Origin of the sequence: Bradyrhizobium sp. 44, from assembly GCF_023073095.1 — a bacterium.
GTDB lineage: Bacteria > Pseudomonadota > Alphaproteobacteria > Rhizobiales > Xanthobacteraceae > Bradyrhizobium.
On record NZ_JADPIY010000016.1, the window covers coordinates 974,716 to 991,359 of the forward strand.

Here is a 16,644-nt window from a genome sequence, read left to right on the forward strand (position 1 = left end):
TCGCACTCCCGCATTCCCCCAGCATCACGTTTGAGGAGGAGAAGATGAGGAAATATCTGTTTGCCGCCGCCATGGTCACCGCCATCGCCGCGCCTGCGTTGGCCGACGAAGTCGGCGTTCACGTCGGTCCGGTCGGTGCCGGTGTGACCGTCGGACAGTCTCACGAATATCGTGAGCGGGACCGCGATCGCGACCGCACCACCGTCATCAGGGAGCGCGAGCCCGCCGACCGCACCACGGTGATCAAGAAGGAAGATGAATTCGGCAATCGCAGCAAGACCGTGATTCATCACGACAACGACTGATGGAGTGGGGCCCCGGCCGATCGCCGGGGCCCTCCGTCGCTCGCAGTCCGTTCATCGAGAATTCGGGGTGGAATGAAGATACGCGCGCACGCGGAGAGCCATGTCGTAGAACTGGACGACGGATCGCAATGGCAGATCTTTCCCGGCGATCTCGCCACCACGCTGAGCTGGGAGCCCGAAACCGATCTGCACCTGGAGCGAAGCGGCGAGCGGGTGAGTTCGCATGAGCTGGTGAATGACGCCGATCAAAGCCGCGTCCGGGTGATCGCAGCGGGCGAGACCTGGCCCGATGGCGAGGTCAAGAAAGTGTTGAAGGGCGGGTAGGGCGCGCCTGCAACAGGTCGGATATCCCCAATTTTGAGCCTGTCACTTTACGGTCGGTTTGCCTCCGCCTGCGCACAATGCGTGAATGCAGGAGCTGTTCGACATTATCCGCGCCAATCCCTGGCCGTTCGGGGCCGGGTTGTTCGTCGTCATCCTGATGATCCTCGCGCAGAACTTTGGGCGCGGTATTCAAGGCGACGGCGCAGTCAGTGACTTTTCGGATTCGGACGGTGGCGGCTGCGGCGACGGAGGAGGCGACTAGGGCTGGTCAGCGGCCGAACGCGCTTCGCCTAGTCCTCCTGCAAATCGGCTGCGATGCCTGCGAGCCAGCGGCGAATGCTTGCTTCGGCCTTGGCGTCGAGCCCGGCGGCCAGGCGCTTCTCCAACGCAATCACCCGTTCCCGGCACGCCTTCAAAAGCGTCGTGCCGCGCGGCGTCAGCTTCCATTGCTGGATGCGGCCGTGGACGGGATGGGGCGTCATCACAATCGCACCGTCACGTTCAAGATTGCGGATGATGACGCCGACGGTCTGGGGCGTCAGAAAGGTGAGGCGGGCAACGTCGGCCCCTGACAGTCCCGGATAAGCATTGAGCATGGTCAGCACCGCGAATTGCGGAGAGGTGACACCGAGATCGGCCAGCGACCGCTCCATCGTCAGACGGACTGCGGCGTGGGCCTGGCGCAGCAGATAGCCGAGATAGCCTTGCTCGCCGCGCTTGCCTTCCCCTGGGGCTGGGACGCGCACCGCCGGGGCGGCCGTGGCTGCCTGCCGCCGCGGTTGCGATCTCGTGATATCAGGCGGCTTGCGCGTCATGTAAGTGCTCTTATAATATGTCAGCGCTCTTACAATACCACGAGGTGAACGGCAATGTCACACGCCCGCAGCGAATACGAGGATTTCAAGAGGATCGCGCCCGACGCGTATGAGCTGGTGCTGGCGCTCGGCCAGGTCGCGGCCAAGGCCGGCCTCGACAAGCAGCTTCTCGAACTGGTCAAGCTGCGGGCATCGCAGATCAACGGCTGCGCCTTCTGCCTGCAGCATCACATCCTGCTTTCGGAGCGGATCGGCGTCCCCGTGGACAAGCTCAATTTGGTCGTGGTCTGGCGCGAGGCGCCGATCTTTTCCGCGCGGGAACGTGCCGCGCTGGCGTGGACCGAGGCGCTGACCTGCCTGCCCGACGGAGTCGGCGAAGACGTGTACGCCGAGGCGAGCCGTGAATTCTCGGAGACCGAGCTGACATACCTGACCTCGGCGGTCGCCTCGATCAACGTCTGGAACCGTTTTGGTGCGGCGTTTCGCTGGACGCCGGCGAAGCGGCCGGTCGCAGCGAATGCGGCGGCATCCTGATTGCAACGAAGGGAGATCATGATGACAACGATGAGTCTGCCCACCACACCGCGCCCGTTGCCGTCGCGCTCAATGGCGATCGCCGTTATCGGCGGGCTCGCCTGCGCGCTTGGGATTGGCAAGGCGCTGCCGGTAACGATGGACACCATATCCGGCGCACTCTCGCCGCTCTGCGCCACAGCTGCCGAAAGCTCGCCGCTCGACAAGGTCGAACCGATTGGCTCCTACGCGCTGCCGAACGTACCGGGCAAACGCGTCACCATCGTGCGCGTGTTCTACGGTCCCGGCGGGTTCTCGCGGCCGCATCGTCACGCGGGATCCGTCACCGCCTACATCACCAAGGGCGAGATCCGCTCCCAGCTCGGCGGCGGCCCGGTCGAAACGTTCGGCGTCGGCCAGTCCTTCTTCGAGCCGCCCGGCTCGACCCATCTGGTCTCGGCCAATGCGAGCACCACGGAGCCGGCGGAATTGATCGCGGTGTTCGTGGCGGACGAGGGCGCGCAACTCACGACGCTGTTGGAGTAGCTGGCACTCACAATCCGAAGCCGCTTTTGTTCAGGTCGGCTGCGATCGCTTAAGACGCTTCCATAGTGGTGAAAGACCGTATGTGACGGCCGGTATCGCAACCGCGCCGACAAGGAGGCCAACGACGCCCGAGATGGCTGCCTCGACCGACCATTCGACGATGCCGGCAATGGAGGGAAGGAAATGCGCGGCGGCCTCGGCGGCGGCATGGACCGTACGACCGATCACTGGTGGGCCGTATTGTTCGATGCCGTGCAGGATGATGCCGCCGCCGACCCAGATCATGGCGGCGGTGCCGATGGTGCTCAGCACCGCAAGGAAGGCCGGCATGCCGCGGACGAGCGCACGTCCAAGCAAGCGGATTGCGCCGCCAATGACTGAGGCGCCGCTATACCGCGCAAGGGCCAGGCCGACATCGTCCGCCTTCACGATCAGGGCGACCACGCCGTAGACACCAACTGTGATGAAAATGGCGACGAGGGCCAGCACGAGCGCCTGCGTCCAGATGCTGCCCGCCGGGACGGCTGCCAACGTGATTGCCATGATCTCCGCTGACAGGATGAAATCCGTCTTGATGGCGCTCGCGACCTTCTCGTCCTCGACCGACCTGGCATTCAACGCAATCGGCTGGGGCTGAGCTTCGTGGTCGTGCGCATGATGCGGCATCACGGCCTCGAGCACCTTCTCGGCACCCTCGTAGCAGAGAAAGGCGCCGCCCAGCATGAGCAGCGGCGTGACTGCGGCGGGAAGGAAATAACCAAGCAACAAAGCGATGGGCAGCAGGATCAGCAATTTGTTGCGGAGCGACCCAACCGCAATCTTGCCCACGATCGGCAGTTCGCGTTTCGAGGCAAAGCCGATCACGTAGTTCGGCGTGACGGCTGCATCATCGATGACCACGCCAGCCGCCTTTGCTCCCGCCTTGGCCGTTTGGCCCGCGACATCGTCGAGCGAGGCTGCCGCCACCTTTGCGATCGCCGCGATATCGTCGAGAAGACCAATCAGTCCGACACTCATCAACCCAGTTCCTTCGGCCTTCCAGCGGGCGGTGTGTGCGACAAACACGCTGTTGCACTGCCTGGCATGGAAGGAGCAAGCCGTCAGTTCTCGTCGCCGCCTGATCCCTCGCGCAGGTCCGGCTTGAGCACGTCCTCCGGCAGCGCATGCGCCACGGGCTGCGGCGTGCCGGCGATCTCCGGGCCGACCTCGCGGCCGCGGGCGCGGATCAGGCGCTCATAGGCGGAGACCAGCGTGACGTAGGGACTGACCCAGATCCAGCCGTCCCGAGTGAACACCTGCACGTCGAAATGCAGGTGCATCGAGGTGCCGGCGGGATGGTCGAGATAATTCGAGACCACGCCGATCTTCTCGCCCTCCGATACGACGCGGCCATTGAGCAGGCCATCGGCGTTCAGTGCCTGCGGGTTCATATGCATGTAGCGGAAACGGATGTGCTCGCTCCGGCTGTTGATTTGCAGCGTCACTGCCTGGTCCTTGGAAGCGCGTATGACCCTCGCATCGCGCACGGCGACGACGGCGCGCTGCTTGGGATCACAGGCTTGGCGGCCTTCACCGGGCGGTGGGCACTCAGCCGCGCGGATGTCCTCGCCTTGATGGCCATAACCGCCGCCGCATTGCCAGACCTCGAAACTGCGGGACTCGCAGAAATTGTCGCGCCAGGGATAGGCGGTCGTGCTCTCCATCTTGTCGCGCTTGGCATAGGATTGCGAGTGTACGAACGCGGGCGCCTTCTCGAGAGGAAAGCGGATCTGTGCGTAGGCCATCACGTCGGGATGGCCGCCCTGCTTGCGATAGCCGGTGTTCGGGATGATGTCGCCGCTCGGCCGGTAGGTGAAGTCCGGGGAACGTGCCCCGGGACGATCGAGAATGTTGGAAGCGATGTCCGTCAGCGGCCGCATGCGCTGGCCGCCGGCCACGCGTAGCGCCTTCAGGAAGCGTTCGGCGACCGGATAGGCCTCCTTGCAGGCAAGCCGCCGCGGTTTTGCGACGCTGTCGAGGCATTGTATCGACACCACATAGGTGACGCCGAAACGGGTGAAAGCGTAGCGTACATAGCCTTCCCGGATGAACTTGCGCAGGTCCGGGTAGAGCGCCGCGAGCGGTTTGACCGGCTCGCCCTTGCCGCCCGAGGGATCGGCAATGTCATAGACGAGCGCCGAACCCGTAATCTGCACCTCGACCGGCCTTGCGAAGACTCGGCTCGGCATGCCGTCTCCGGTACCAGGCTCGAACGAAAAGGTCGCGCTGTAGCCGGCGGGCCCGGCATCGAACATGTCGACGGAATTGATGTCGGCCTGGTAGCGCGACAGCGCGAGGGTCGCCGGCGCGCCATTCCGCCGTGCTTCGAAATACGCGGCAGCGTCGAACGGCAGCAGCACGGGCACGGAGCTCCGGGCGATGCCGGTGAAGAATTGCGAGGAGATCGCATTGAGCTGCACCAGCGCCGGCATTGCGCGGGAATCATAGCGCGGCACCGAACGACGGGGGGCGAAGATGAAGTCGTCCGCGACCCGGGGATGGGCGTTGATTTCGGTGCGGAGCTGGTCGAGCGCCGCGCGCCAATCGACGCGCAGCGCCGTGAGCGAGGGGCTGCGGAACTCATCCGCAGCAAGCGGAGAGGCAATGAAGAGCGAAAGCGACGCCAGAAGTTGCGAGACGAAGCGGAAACTTTTCCCAACCACTGTCTCGCCCCCCGGCGGCACCTGTTGCGCTCGCTTTGGCCCCGTCAGTCCTTGGCGCGCTCGGAGTAGGAGCCGTCTTCGGTCATCACGACGATTCGGGTGCCGACGGCGATGTGCGGCGGCACGGTGGTGCGCACGCCGTTGGACAAAATCGCGGGCTTGTAGGACGAGGAGGCGGTCTGGCCCTTGGTCACGGGCTCGGTCTCGACCACTTCGAGCGTCACGCGCTGCGGCAACGCGATCGACACCACATTGACGTCGTGCGTCGACAATTTGACCGTCATGCTCTCCTGAAGATAGGCCGCGGCGTCGCCGATGACGTCCTTCGACACCTGGACCTGGTCATAGGTTTCAGGGTTCATGAAGTGGAAACCATCACCGTCTTCATAGAGATAGGTGAAGTTGCGTTCTTCGATCGTGGCCTTCTCGACCTGGTCGGTGGTCTTGTAGCGCTCGGAGATCTTTACCCCGTCCGAGATTCGGCGCATCTCGATCTGGCTGACCGGGGTGCCCTTGCCGGGATGGATGTTCTCGGCGGTCACGACGACATATAGCTTGCCGTCTTGCTCGATCACGTTGCCCTTGCGAATAGAACTGGCGATGACTCTCAAAGCTGTATTTCCTGCTTGCTTGGCCCGGCTCGGGCCAGGAGGTGGTCAAATTGATGGGGGACCTGGGGCCCCAAATCAGACCGCGGCACCCGTTTCGGGCCGCAACATACTGGTTTTGCCGTTGGATGCCAGCGTTTTGCTGGCCAACGGAGCAGTCGGCTAATGGCTGGGGACAAGCCGATGTCGCCGTTCTGGTCCCCCTCGCGGCATCTCGACCGCCGGCCGTTCCTTCAGGCCAGGGGGGCCATCACAGGGGCTCTACGGGGATTTTTCGCCGAGCAGGGCTTCATCGAGGTCGAAACCTCCGTTCTCCAGATCTCTCCGGGCAACGAAACCCATCTGCATGCCCCCCGGACCGAGATCATGCGACCCGACGGCAGCCGTGTGAGCCGATATTTGCGGACTTCGCCGGAATTCGCCTGCAAGAAGCTGCTGGCGGCCGGAGAGACCCGGCTTTTCGAGTTCGCCCGGGTGTTCCGGGACCGCGAGCGCGGCGACCTGCATTTGCCCGAATTCACCATGCTCGAATGGTACCGGGCAGACGCCCCCTATGACGCCATCATGGCCGATTGCGTCGTCCTCATCGCCCGCGCGGCCCAGGCGACCGGTATCGGCACGTTCGCCTTCCGCGGCCGGACCGCCGATCCCTTCGCCGAGCCGGAGCTCGTAACGGTGGCCGGCGCCTTCGAGCAGCTTGCGGGAATCGACCTGCTTGCGACCATTTCCGGCGGCGAGGGCGACCGCGCCTCGCTCGCCCGGGCCGCTGCCGGCAAGGTCCGCGTCGCCGAGGATGACACCTGGTCCGACATCTTCAGCAAGGTCCTGGTGGAGCATGTCGAGCCGCATCTGGGGCATGGGCGTTTGACCATTCTGTTCGAATACCCATCTCCAGAGGCGGCACTGGCGCGCTTGAAGGCGGGCGATCCTCGCGTTGCCGAACGGTTCGAGGTCTATGCCTGCGGTGTCGAGCTCGCCAACGGCTTTGGCGAACTGACGGACGCCGAGGAGCAGCGCAAGCGCTTCACGCAATCCATGGCGGAGAAGCAACGCCGCTACGGCGAAGCCTATCCGCTGGACGAGGACTTTCTGGACGCGGTCGCGGCCATGCCGGAGGCAAGCGGCGTCGCGCTCGGCTTCGACCGGCTGGTGATGCTGGCGAGCGGCGCATCGCGAATTGATCAGGTGGTCTGGACGCCGCCTGCAAATGAAACGTTAAGCGAGACATGATGAAGAGCAATCTTGCGCGCACATTGCGCGAGCCGGCCGAACTTGTGGCCGAGCAGCTGGTATCAGCCGAAGCGCTGCCGGCGCTCGAACGTGTTGCCGCGCGTTACGCAGTTGCGATCACCCCCGCGCTGGTCGATCTGATCGACAGGTCCGATCCCGACGATCCCATCGCGCGGCAATTCGTTCCGACGGCCGCGGAGCTGGCGATGCAACCGGGCGAGAACGCAGATCCAATCGGCGATCATCCGCACTCGCCGGTTCCCGGAATCGTGCATCGCTATCCCGACCGCGTGCTGTTCAAGCTCGTTCACGTCTGTGCAGTCTACTGCCGCTTCTGCTTCCGCCGCGAGATGGTCGGACCCGGCAAGGAGAACGCGCTCTCGGACGCCGCCTATCGCGCGGCGATCGACTACATCCGCTCGCACGGCGAGATCTGGGAGGTGATCCTGACCGGGGGCGATCCCCTGATGTTGTCGCCGCGGCGGGTGAGCGAGATCATGGCGGACCTTGCCGGCATCGATCACGTCAAGATCATCCGCCTTCATACCCGCGTGCCGGTGGCCGATCCCGCGCGCATCAGTGACGAGATGGTCGCGGCGCTCAAGGCCGAAGGCGCCACCACCTGGGTGGCGCTGCATGCCAACCATGCGCGCGAACTGACAGGGCCGGCGCGTGCCGCCTGCGCGCGGCTGGTCGGTGCCGGAATCCCCATGGTCAGCCAGTCCGTGCTTTTGCGCGGCGTCAATGACAATTTGGCCGCTCTGTCGGATTTGATGCGAGCTTTCGTCGAATGCCGGATCAAGCCCTATTATCTGCACCACGGTGATCTCGCGCCCGGCACGGCGCATCTGCGAACGACGCTCGCCGAGGGGCAGGATTTGATGCGGCAGCTGCGCGGAAGGGTGTCCGGAATGTGTCAGCCCGACTATGTCATCGACATTCCCGGCGGCGCGGGCAAGTCGCCGGTGGGACCGAATTACGTGTTGCCGATGCAAAATACCGCACCTGATGCGGGTGATGCGGCATCGGAAACGCGCTATCGTATCGTGGATTATTGCGGCGACATTCATGTCTATCCGCCCGAGACCTGAAGATGCCGGCTTGAGAAATGGAGAGGTAAAATGAGAAGCATCATTTTGGCACTGTCGCTTCTGACGGTGTTCGGCAGCGCCGGCTTCGCGCAGACGGGAAGCAAGGGATCGACGACCTCGGGACAATCGGCGGGTTCTTTGCCGCCTGCACCCGTCGGTCATCGGCAGCCGCGCGTCGGCGACGTGCCGAACGAGAAGAACCTGAGCGATCCGAACGATCCCCTCAGCAAGGAAAATCAGGCGCTCGACAAGAAGATCAAGAGCATCTGCCGCGGCTGCTAGGCGCCGGAGCGGCGGGCAGGGTGCGACAGCCTCACCCCGCCCGCAATCGCTCGGTCAGGCGGAGCGCTCGTGCAGCCCAGCGCGCTTGGTGTTGCGCCGGATCTCGACCGCGTCAGCGAGCTGCTTGAGCACGGTTGCCGTGGTCGCCCAGTCGATGCATCCGTCCGTGATGCTCTGGCCATAGGTGAGCGGCTTGCCCGGCACCACGTCCTGGCGCCCGGCGACCAGATTGCTTTCGACCATCACCCCCATGATGCGGTTCTCGCCGCCGGAAATCTGCCGGGCGATGTCGGCCGTCACGAGCGGCTGGTTTTCCGGCTTCTTGCTCGAATTGGCGTGGCTCGCATCGACCATCACGAGCGGTGCGACGCTCGCTTTCGCCAGATCGTTGCAGGCCGCTGCGACGCTCGCCGCATCGTAATTCGGCGTGCTGCCGCCGCGCAGGATGATGTGACAATCCTCGTTGCCCGCGGTTGAGGCGATCGCCGAGCGGCCGAGCTTGGTCACCGCCATGAAATGATGCGGATTCGAGGCCGACTTCACCGCGTCCGCCGCGATGCGCACATTCCCGTCGGTGCCGTTCTTGAACCCGACCGGGCAGGACAGCCCCGAGGCCAGCTCGCGATGTATCTGGCTTTCGGTCGTGCGCGCGCCGATCGCGGCCCAGGACACGAGGTCCGCAATGTATTGCGGCGTGGTCATGTCGAGGAATTCGGTGCCGGCGGGCAGGCCGAGATTATTCACCGCCGAGAGCACGTTGCGCGCCAGCCGCAGGCCCTTGTTGATGTCGAAGCTGCCGTCCAGATCAGGATCGTTGATCAGGCCCTTCCAGCCGACCGTGGTCCGCGGCTTCTCGAAATAGACCCGCATCACGATCTCGAGCTGGTCGGCAAGCTCTTCGCGCAAGCTCGCGAGGCGCTCGGCGTAGTCGAGCGCGGCCCTGGGATCATGCACCGAGCAGGGGCCGACCACGACCAGAAGCCGGTCGTCCTGGCCATTGAGGATCGCATGGATGGCGTTGCGTGCCGCCATCACCACGCGCGTCGCCGTGAGCGTGCGCGGGACTTCCCGCATCACCTCTTCGGGCGTGCTCAGCTCTTTCAGTTCGCGGATACGAAGATCGTCGGTCGTGCTCAGCACGGCGGGCTCCTGTCATTTTGAGAACCTGCCGGCCAATAAAAAAGCCGCCAAGTCTGGCGGCTGTTCGGACTAGATGCTGCAATTTGTCAGATTGAGCGTGATCCTCCCACCGCCAGCGAGCTGTCGTAGCTAAAATACCAATAAAAGCTGATGGTGGCGGTTATCATGGCCAGTCATATAGCGCGGGGTCGGCGGCTTGTCACCCCCCGAATGGACGTGACGGCCACGGGGCGCCTCAACTGTTGCTTTTGCGTGCCGCCAGCGCCATGCCGATCAGCGTGGCGCCGCCGAACAGCAGGTTGATCCCGACGAGGATGCCGATCGCCCATTCCGCCGAGCTCGGCAATCCCGTGATCACCATGAACGAGATCGCGATGTCGACGAGGCCCGAGATCAGGAGCCACGACCAGCGGCCGCCCGGCTCGCGACGATGCTCCAGTGCGTACATGATGGTGGCGACGCCCTCGGCGAGGAAATAGGCGCCGAGCACGATGGTCAGCGTCAGCACGGCCTGCATCGGCCGCGCCAGCAGCAGCATGCCTGCGAGCACGGCGAGCGCGGCCGAGATCAGCGACCACCAGAAGCCCGGCGTGCTGCGCGCCCAATAGGTCGCGATCAATCCGCCGATGCCGCTGATCAAGAACATCCAGCCGAGGAAGATCGCAATCGCAAGGCTTGCGAGCGGCGGCAGGATCAGCGCGGCAACGCCGAGCACGGAAAGCAGGATCCCTTCGAACAGGAAGGCCTTCCAATGCGCCTTGACCGTCCGGCTCATGGCGGATTGCAGCCGGGAAAGATCCTCAGGCGATGTCATGGGCGGGCTCCGGATCGAGACGTGTGTGCTCGATCTAGTCTAGTACGTGCGCACCGCGCTCGCCACCCCGCGGCTCAGCCGCCGCCGTGCGCCGACGAAAAACCTTCGCCGCTGGTGCGGATGCGGTTGCGGCCGAGAACATAGATCGCGGTCGTGACGATCAGAAGTGCGAGGCCGAGCAGGATCGAGACCAGGCCGATCGGGATCAGGGCCAGCGTCAGATTGCGCTCGGGGTTGATGAGCCAGTGATGGATCGAGGTCAGCACGAAGGCGAGCCCGAGAAACCCGACGCCGCCACCGGCCAGCAGCAGCGCCCACATCCGGCGGAGCTGGCTGAGGCGCTCCCGCGCGACGTCGGTTCGGGGTGCATGATGGCGCGCGACGCGCCGTACCAGTCGGACGGCGAAGGCGATCGAGCTGAAGCCGATCAGCAGGCTCGCGCCGCCCAACCACATCCGCAGCGTCGGATCCAGATCCGGCATGCGCTGGAGTGTGAGCAGCGGGAAGTCGAAGGCCGAATGCAGGGCGAGCGGGCCTGCGAAGATCAGCAGGCGGCTGGAGAGACGGGCCCAGTCGCGATGATGGCGGTTCGCACCCAGCGCCGTGCCGGCGCGCGCGATGGTCAGATAGGCGCCGGCGATGATGCCAAGCGCGCCGTGGAACGGCACCGTCAGCACGCTGCGCAAGGCGGCCAGCGAGCGCCACATTTCGGCGTGCTGGACGAGATAGGCGAGGTTCTCGTAGGCGGCGAAGCCCAGGCCGACCGCGGCGCCATAGACCACGGTGTCCATCGGATTGGCGAAGGTCCGCCGCTTGGTCGAGGCGACCAGCACGATGGCGATCACCTTGACCGCTTCCTCGGGCAGCGCGACGCCGAAGATCGAATGCATGGCCAGCGCCGCCCAGGGGTTGTCCGGGGCCGCGACCATTTTGGCGAAAGGGGCGCGGGCCAGGCCCAGCAGCGAAATGCTGGCCGCGCCGAGCAGGAACGCGGTCCAGACCTGGGCCGGCGGTCCCGGGCGTTCCTCGGCGGCGATGACAAGCCACAGCATCAGCAGCGCCGGGGCAATGGCGGCCGTTCCGATGACGGTGGGTAACGCTTCAATCAGGTACATCGGCGCCGAAAATAGGTTCCCTTGATCCGCTTATCCACATCGTCCGATGCGACCTTCTGTCATGCGCTTGCTGTCGCGTCTCTTAACAAGCGTGACAGCCTGGGTTCATCAAGACGGTCGCCGAAGTGTAGAATATGGAGTGCAATCAATCGCATGACAGAACCACCTCGTCATCCCTGACAACGGTCGCGCGCCCGTCGTCAGATCGTGATTGGTAAGTTAGATCAAGGCAATGTGCAGGTTTCTTCGATTCACGATGAACGTGTCGCCGCGGCAAGTCCAGAACCGGGATAGCCCCTCCGGGCGAGGCATGGCTTGGCAAGCCGGCCTAGTCACGCTTCGTCGCACGAGAGGGTGACGAGATCCGGTGTGCCCGGATCTGCTCCAGCTCCCAAAAGGCGCGTATGAGGCACGTGCCGAGACAGAGCACGATGAGCAACAGCAGAAAGGCCTGGTCGACGGCAGAGATATGAGTGGGGATGGGAGTCATGGCAATGATAAAGCAACGCCCGTGCCACGCGTTCCCGCCGCGGCCTGTGCTATCTGCAAGGGCCGCCGCTCCCAAGCCCGCTTTGACTCAATGCGTGGTGAACGGCGGCGGTGCGTCGGGCGCGACGTCGAAGGCGCCGAGATGGAATTCCTCGCCGATGGACGCGTCCGGCTCGGAATGCTGCGCCATCAGCGTGAACGCGGCCTGCGGGTATTGCTTCCAGATGTCGAGATCGCCGGCGGTGATGGTGAGCCAGCCGAAGGTGTACATGTAGCGTCCGGGCTCGGTGACCCGGCCGACCCTGTCCCAGGTGATCTTTTCGACCGTGATCTTTTCGACTGCCATTCGGTCCCCCGATCGCAAGTCTGCAGATGATGCCCGGCAAGAGCCGCGGACCTTCAAAAGCTGACCCCGGAATGGGGCTGCGATAGGGCGGCGCGGCGCGAGGATCAGGCCGATTGCAGCATGGGCGTGCGGACGATCAGCCGGACGACGTCATCCCGCGACTGCTTTTCCGCGAATTTGACCGCGAACCCGTTTTCGAATTTGCGGATCACGCGCCCGACGCAAGCGCCGACCGCAAGCGGAGTTCCCACTGGCGGATCGTACTCGCAGGATATCGCGACACCGGCCGTGGAGACGTCGATGATGAAGCAGGCATGGGTGCTGCCGTCGGCGAGCGTCAGGAAGGTGTGCGCGACCTGCGGCACGAAGCGCGCGTCATTCCGCAGCTCCTGGACGCTGGCGTCCTTCTGCTTCTTCTCGAGCCAGGTCAGCTTTTCCGACATCCAGGCGCGCCGGGCCCGCGTCATGTCGAGTTCCATCAGGAATCCCGATTTCAGCGTCGCGCTGATGGTGCACTGGAATTCGCCAAAATCTTGGAAGTATGAGGTCACGCGCTCGCCGACCTTTCCGACCACGGGAACGTCGACCATCATGCGGAACGGTGAGACGCGGCTGGTGCGGCACGCGAAGGTGCGCAGCTTGCCCTCGCAATCGTACCAGCGCGGCAGAGAGTAGCTGCCGCTCACGGTGACTTGCACGGCACGCTGTCTGAGGAACTCTGCGACGGACATGGGCGCCAATCGTGTTGCGGAGGTTTTCCGTAATTCCACGGTAGCAATCAAATTCTAAGCAAATGATACCGGCGCTCACGAGCAGGGGTAAATTTTTGGTAAACGCGCGGGTCGGGATGGGCGGCATAGCGCCGCGATTAGCAGGCCCGCGATCTCACGATTGCGTCATCCGAGCAGCACCAGCAGCGCCAGCACGCCAATGGCCATGACGAGCTTGATCGTCGCGCAGGTCTGGCTGCCGGGTCCGCGCTCAAATCCGAACCACGGCAATGCATGCCGCATCGCGCGCGTTGCGAATGCTTCGACGATGACGAACAAGAGAGCGATGCCGGCGAGGAAGGACCATGATGCATCCGGCAGCATCCATGCCGCGAGCCACGCGGGAGCGGACGCCTTCAGCGATGCCAGCAGCGCGAACCATCCGAACAGCGATACGAAGCCCTTGATGATGTCGGGCCCGATCGTGCCGGGCTCGAGACGGATGCCGATCTTTCCAAGAGCGAGTTCGATGCGCTCGCCATCGGTGAAGAAGAGGAAGGCGCCGAGGTAGAGCGGGACGCGCGACTGAAACAGGAGCGCGACCATGCCGAACAGGACGGCGTAGCCGAAAGCATCACTGACGATTGTCGTGCCGGCCGCCTGCGACGGCTCCGGTGCAGCCGTGGCCCGAGGCAGCGACCTGGCGCGCGCCATGTGCTCGAGCATTCTAGCGCGGCGCTCCGGCGCGTAGGCTGCCGTGCGGTGGATCCATGGCGGCGGCGCCGGCGAAGCAATTCCGGCCTGGTCGTCCGAGGGAGATTTATGCTGCGCCATGGGCCTGCATCCGGTTCCATCTGGACATTGGTCGGAGCCGAGGGGCAGGGAGGTTCATGCGGGGGCAGCAGATATCGCCGCGTCATCCAAAACGCCCGGATAATGGCGCTCCCTAGCGGAATCGAACCGCTCTCTCCACCGTGAAAGGGTGGCGTCCTAACCGATAGACGAAGGGAGCAAACCCAGGGCCCCGCCGCTTTTCGCGGCACGGCCGCTGGCCGCCCGAGTCATGCCCGGCGGCTGCAGCGGGCGAACCTATAATGGCCTTTGGCGCCCTGGGCAAGCCGTTCGGGAACGGTCTTTTGGCGCCGGTGGATAGCATCCTCCCCGGATCATTCGGGGGCGAATTCAACGGTTTCTTAGGTTCCCTGAGCTAGCGCTGGACTGGGAGAATTTGAGCCGATGCCACCGCCCAAGAAGCGCGCAGCCCGCAAGTCGCTGTCGCAGCATGCCTGGATCACGCTCGAGGGCGGATTCGCGGCGCGGCAATGCCTGGTCCAGGACATCTCCGCCACGGGCGCCAAGATCACGCTGGACGAGGATGCGAGCCAGCTCCCGGGCGTGATCCGGATGGCGTTCGCGCGCGATGCGCGGACCGGGCGGAGCTGCCAGGTGGTTTGGCGCCGCGGCAAATCGGCCGGCATCAAGTTCATCTGACCCCGGGCAAAGTGACCTCGATGGCGCAAGGCGCCGGTTCGGGTTAGAACGGCCCGCATGCGTGCGCCGCTCCTCATCCTGATCTCGTTGCTGACCATGTCCGCGGCCGCGGCGGAAGCCTTGCGTCTGCCGCCTGCGGAGCGTCCACAGGCCGGCAAGGCCTTGCCGCTCAAGGGTGCCGGCGGGAGCGCGAAAGCGGGCTCCTGCGCCGCCTATGGCCGCGGCTTCCATCTGGTCGAGAGCACCGGCACCTGCGTCAAGATCGGCGGCTCGATCAGCGTCGAGACCGCGATCAGGCGCTGACCTCGATGCCACCGGATATCATGCGGCCCGAAATCATCGTCCCGTTCGTGATGTATTGCGCGCTGCTGTGGTGGATCGGCCGCGGCCTGAGCTGGACCGCGCGGCTCGCCACCGCGGCCGTGACGCTCGTGCTGATTTTCTGCGTGCTGCTTTTCGAGCGCGGTTGGCCCTAAACAAAAAAACGCGAAAACAACCCCATGCACAGTAGCCGCCACCTCTTGGCGGCACGCGGCGAAGTGCCGATTCATCGTGCTCTCAACGAGGGTTAAGCCGCATCACCGCTCACGACATCGGCGGTGCCACAAATTGCGCAAAACCGGGCCGTTTGCCGAGATCGGCGAGCCAGCGCGTCAGATGCGGCTGCGCGGGCCGGGTGATGCCCTCGACGCCGAGCCAGCGCCGCGCATAGGCGCCGATCGCGATATCGGCGAGGGTGAACGCATCGCCGTCCATGAACGGACGCGTGGAGAGCAGACGGTCGGCGATGGCCCAGACCTCGGCGGCGGCATCCGCATCCTTCTGCAACTGGATCATGTCGCGCTCGGCGGGCGGCGTGCGCACGAGGCCCCAGAACACCGGGCGGTCGACCGGCTGCACCATCGACAGCGTCCAGTCGAGCCAGCGGTCAACGCTGGCGCGCAGCTTCGGCGCCTCGGGATAGATTTGCGTGCCGCGCCCGTGCGCGAGGCAGAGATAGCGCATGATCGAATTGGATTCCCACAGCGTGAAATCGCCCTCGACCAGCGTCGGGATCCGCGCATTGGGGTTCATCGCGAGATAGTCGGCCTCGCGGGTCTTGCCGAAAGCCATGCCGGCGTCGATGCGCTCGTAAGCCAGGCTGAGCTCGGCGAGGCACCACAGCACCTTCTGCACGTTGACCGAATTGGCGCGGCCCCAGATCGTCAGCTTTTGGTCCGGCACGTCATCCTCCCCAGGCGTTTCTTTCGGCGCGGGTAATAGCGGAATTCACTGCGGCGAGCGACGCGCGATTGCGCCGATCCTCTCATGCAAAAGGGCCGCATGCAAAAAGCTCCGCCCGAGGCGGAGCTTTCATTGCAAGGTCAAGCTGGTCAGGCGATCAGCGGCCGAAGAACAGCCACAGCAAAATGATCACCGGGATCGGCACACCCAGCATCCACAACAAAATTCCGCGTCCCATCGTGTCCTCCTCCAATTGCATTGTCGAAGAGAGAACGCTTAGGGCAGGGGCTGGTTCCCGCGGAAAGGCTCTACCAATGGCCGATGTTGGGCATCGACGACCACGGCTCCTGCGGCGGCTTCGGATCGCCCTTCTGCAAGATCTCGATCGAGTGCAGATCGGGCGAGCGGACGAAGGCCATGTTGCCGTCGCGCGGCGGCCGGTTGATGGTGACGCCGGCCTTCTGCAGCTTCTCGCAAGTGGCGTAGATGTCGTCGACCTCATAGGCGAGATGGCCGAAGAAGCGGTCCTCGCCGTACTTCTCCTCGTCCCAATTCCAGGTGAGCTCGACCAGCGGCGCGCCGCGCGTCTGCGGCTGCTTCTTCAGCGCCTCGAGATCGTCCGACGAGCACAGGAACACCAGCGTGAAACGCCCCTTGTCGTTCTCGATCCGCCGCACCTCCTTCAGCCCCAGCGCATCCTGGTAAAACTTCAGCGCGACATCGAGATTGCGCACGCGCAGCATGGTGTGGAGGTATCGCATGGTTGTTGCTCCCTGGGTGGATGGAGGGTTTTTGGTTCGGCCGAGCCGAGCCGAGGGGAGTAGGAGATAGCAGGAAAATCCGAGGAGGGGCAGGGGGCGGGTGCACATGTGCATGAGGGCGAAGCCGGCTGATGAAGT

Annotated in this window: 23 protein-coding genes and 1 tRNA gene; 11 read left to right on the forward strand and 13 right to left on the reverse strand. The window is 64.4% G+C overall.

What is annotated here, in order from left to right; genetic code table 11:
- Positions 1-44: 44 nt before the first annotated feature.
- The 3 genes from IVB41_RS21185 to IVB41_RS21195 all read left to right on the forward strand — a co-directional run bounded on the left by IVB41_RS21185 (position 45) and on the right by IVB41_RS21195 (position 891).
- Positions 45-305: a hypothetical protein gene (locus tag IVB41_RS21185; protein ID WP_027517762.1), complete on the forward strand. Its 261-nt coding sequence runs from the start codon at positions 45-47 to the stop codon at positions 303-305.
- Positions 306-377: 72 nt separating this feature from the next.
- Positions 378-629: a hypothetical protein gene (locus IVB41_RS21190; RefSeq protein ID WP_247286162.1), complete on the forward strand. Its 252-nt coding sequence runs from the start codon at positions 378-380 to the stop codon at positions 627-629.
- Between the two features lie 85 nt (positions 630-714).
- Positions 715-891 (forward strand): hypothetical protein, encoded by a 177-nt coding sequence (locus IVB41_RS21195; protein WP_247434513.1) that lies wholly within the window; start codon positions 715-717, stop codon positions 889-891.
- A gap of 28 nt (positions 892-919) precedes the next feature.
- Here the strand turns inward: IVB41_RS21195 and IVB41_RS21200 are convergent, their stop codons facing one another.
- Positions 920-1,444, reverse strand: coding sequence for a MarR family winged helix-turn-helix transcriptional regulator (locus IVB41_RS21200; RefSeq protein ID WP_247434517.1), 525 nt, complete (start codon positions 1,442-1,444; stop codon positions 920-922).
- Positions 1,445-1,498: 54 nt separating this feature from the next.
- Between IVB41_RS21200 and IVB41_RS21205 the strand changes: the two genes are divergently transcribed.
- Positions 1,499-1,978, forward strand: a complete 480-nt coding sequence (locus tag IVB41_RS21205) for a carboxymuconolactone decarboxylase family protein (RefSeq protein ID WP_027569905.1) — start codon at positions 1,499-1,501, stop codon at positions 1,976-1,978.
- A gap of 21 nt (positions 1,979-1,999) precedes the next feature.
- Positions 2,000-2,503, forward strand: coding sequence for a cupin domain-containing protein (locus IVB41_RS21210; RefSeq protein WP_027569906.1), 504 nt, complete (start codon positions 2,000-2,002; stop codon positions 2,501-2,503).
- Positions 2,504-2,533: 30 nt separating this feature from the next.
- On the opposite strand, the gene IVB41_RS21215 is transcribed toward IVB41_RS21210, so the two are convergent.
- The 3 genes from IVB41_RS21215 to efp all read right to left on the reverse strand — a co-directional run bounded on the left by IVB41_RS21215 (position 2,534) and on the right by efp (position 5,816).
- Positions 2,534-3,520, reverse strand: coding sequence for a DUF808 domain-containing protein (locus IVB41_RS21215; protein ID WP_247434522.1), 987 nt, complete (start codon positions 3,518-3,520; stop codon positions 2,534-2,536).
- A gap of 83 nt (positions 3,521-3,603) precedes the next feature.
- Positions 3,604-5,226: a M23 family metallopeptidase gene (locus IVB41_RS21220; protein ID WP_247434525.1), complete on the reverse strand. Its 1,623-nt coding sequence runs from the start codon at positions 5,224-5,226 to the stop codon at positions 3,604-3,606.
- A 23-nt stretch (positions 5,227-5,249) separates the two neighbouring features.
- Positions 5,250-5,816: an elongation factor P gene (efp, locus tag IVB41_RS21225; protein WP_027569909.1), complete on the reverse strand. Its 567-nt coding sequence runs from the start codon at positions 5,814-5,816 to the stop codon at positions 5,250-5,252.
- A 162-nt stretch (positions 5,817-5,978) separates the two neighbouring features.
- Between efp and epmA the strand changes: the two genes are divergently transcribed.
- From epmA to IVB41_RS21240, 3 genes are read left to right on the forward strand one after another with little or no spacing between them, the layout of a single operon-like run.
- The gene (gene epmA, locus IVB41_RS21230) at positions 5,979-7,043 is read left to right on the forward strand and encodes an EF-P lysine aminoacylase EpmA (RefSeq protein WP_247361160.1); all 1,065 of its coding nucleotides are present in this window, start codon (positions 5,979-5,981) and stop codon (positions 7,041-7,043) included.
- Positions 7,040-8,134: a lysine-2,3-aminomutase-like protein gene (locus IVB41_RS21235; protein WP_247434528.1), complete on the forward strand. Its 1,095-nt coding sequence runs from the start codon at positions 7,040-7,042 to the stop codon at positions 8,132-8,134. The genes epmA and IVB41_RS21235 overlap by 4 nt, the downstream gene beginning before the upstream one ends.
- Positions 8,135-8,164: 30 nt before the next feature.
- A complete protein-coding gene (locus IVB41_RS21240; protein ID WP_027569912.1) occupies positions 8,165-8,416 on the forward strand; it encodes a hypothetical protein in 252 nt (83 codons plus the stop codon).
- A 54-nt stretch (positions 8,417-8,470) separates the two neighbouring features.
- Here the strand turns inward: IVB41_RS21240 and IVB41_RS21245 are convergent, their stop codons facing one another.
- The 7 genes from IVB41_RS21245 to IVB41_RS21275 all read right to left on the reverse strand — a co-directional run bounded on the left by IVB41_RS21245 (position 8,471) and on the right by IVB41_RS21275 (position 14,042).
- Entirely contained in the window at positions 8,471-9,556 is a 1,086-nt protein-coding gene (locus IVB41_RS21245) for a 3-deoxy-7-phosphoheptulonate synthase (protein ID WP_346770855.1), read from the reverse strand.
- Positions 9,557-9,791: 235 nt separating this feature from the next.
- Positions 9,792-10,370 (reverse strand): HdeD family acid-resistance protein, encoded by a 579-nt coding sequence (locus IVB41_RS21250; RefSeq protein WP_247361156.1) that lies wholly within the window; start codon positions 10,368-10,370, stop codon positions 9,792-9,794.
- Positions 10,371-10,444: 74 nt separating this feature from the next.
- Positions 10,445-11,485 carry a PrsW family glutamic-type intramembrane protease gene (locus IVB41_RS21255; protein ID WP_247434532.1) on the reverse strand — a complete coding sequence of 347 codons (1,041 nt, stop codon included), beginning with the start codon at positions 11,483-11,485 and terminating at the stop codon, positions 10,445-10,447.
- A 577-nt stretch (positions 11,486-12,062) separates the two neighbouring features.
- On the reverse strand, positions 12,063-12,320 hold the full coding sequence (locus IVB41_RS21260) for a hypothetical protein (protein WP_027569916.1): 258 nt from the start codon (positions 12,318-12,320) through the stop codon (positions 12,063-12,065).
- A 104-nt stretch (positions 12,321-12,424) separates the two neighbouring features.
- A complete protein-coding gene (locus IVB41_RS21265; RefSeq protein WP_027569917.1) occupies positions 12,425-13,051 on the reverse strand; it encodes a pilus assembly protein PilZ in 627 nt (208 codons plus the stop codon).
- A 165-nt stretch (positions 13,052-13,216) separates the two neighbouring features.
- Positions 13,217-13,864, reverse strand: a complete 648-nt coding sequence (locus tag IVB41_RS21270) for a hypothetical protein (RefSeq protein ID WP_247434535.1) — start codon at positions 13,862-13,864, stop codon at positions 13,217-13,219.
- 103 nt (positions 13,865-13,967) lie between these two features.
- A tRNA-Glu gene (locus IVB41_RS21275) sits at positions 13,968-14,042 on the reverse strand.
- Between the two features lie 224 nt (positions 14,043-14,266).
- On the opposite strand from IVB41_RS21275, the gene IVB41_RS21280 reads away from it, so the two are divergent.
- From IVB41_RS21280 to IVB41_RS21290, 3 genes are read left to right on the forward strand one after another with little or no spacing between them, the layout of a single operon-like run.
- The gene (locus tag IVB41_RS21280; RefSeq protein WP_007610106.1) at positions 14,267-14,521 is read left to right on the forward strand and encodes a PilZ domain-containing protein; all 255 of its coding nucleotides are present in this window, start codon (positions 14,267-14,269) and stop codon (positions 14,519-14,521) included.
- 57 nt (positions 14,522-14,578) lie between these two features.
- Complete coding sequence (locus IVB41_RS21285) at positions 14,579-14,824, forward strand: hypothetical protein (RefSeq protein WP_247434538.1); 246 nt, start codon at positions 14,579-14,581, stop codon at positions 14,822-14,824.
- Between the two features lie 5 nt (positions 14,825-14,829).
- Positions 14,830-14,997: a hypothetical protein gene (locus IVB41_RS21290; protein WP_155809976.1), complete on the forward strand. Its 168-nt coding sequence runs from the start codon at positions 14,830-14,832 to the stop codon at positions 14,995-14,997.
- Between the two features lie 109 nt (positions 14,998-15,106).
- Here IVB41_RS21290 and IVB41_RS21295 read toward each other — a convergent pair whose 3' ends face one another.
- Both IVB41_RS21295 and IVB41_RS21300 read right to left on the reverse strand, forming a co-directional pair.
- Positions 15,107-15,745 (reverse strand): glutathione S-transferase, encoded by a 639-nt coding sequence (locus IVB41_RS21295; RefSeq protein WP_247434541.1) that lies wholly within the window; start codon positions 15,743-15,745, stop codon positions 15,107-15,109.
- A 308-nt stretch (positions 15,746-16,053) separates the two neighbouring features.
- Positions 16,054-16,506, reverse strand: coding sequence for a VOC family protein (locus tag IVB41_RS21300; protein WP_247434543.1), 453 nt, complete (start codon positions 16,504-16,506; stop codon positions 16,054-16,056).
- Positions 16,507-16,644: the final 138 nt, after the last annotated feature.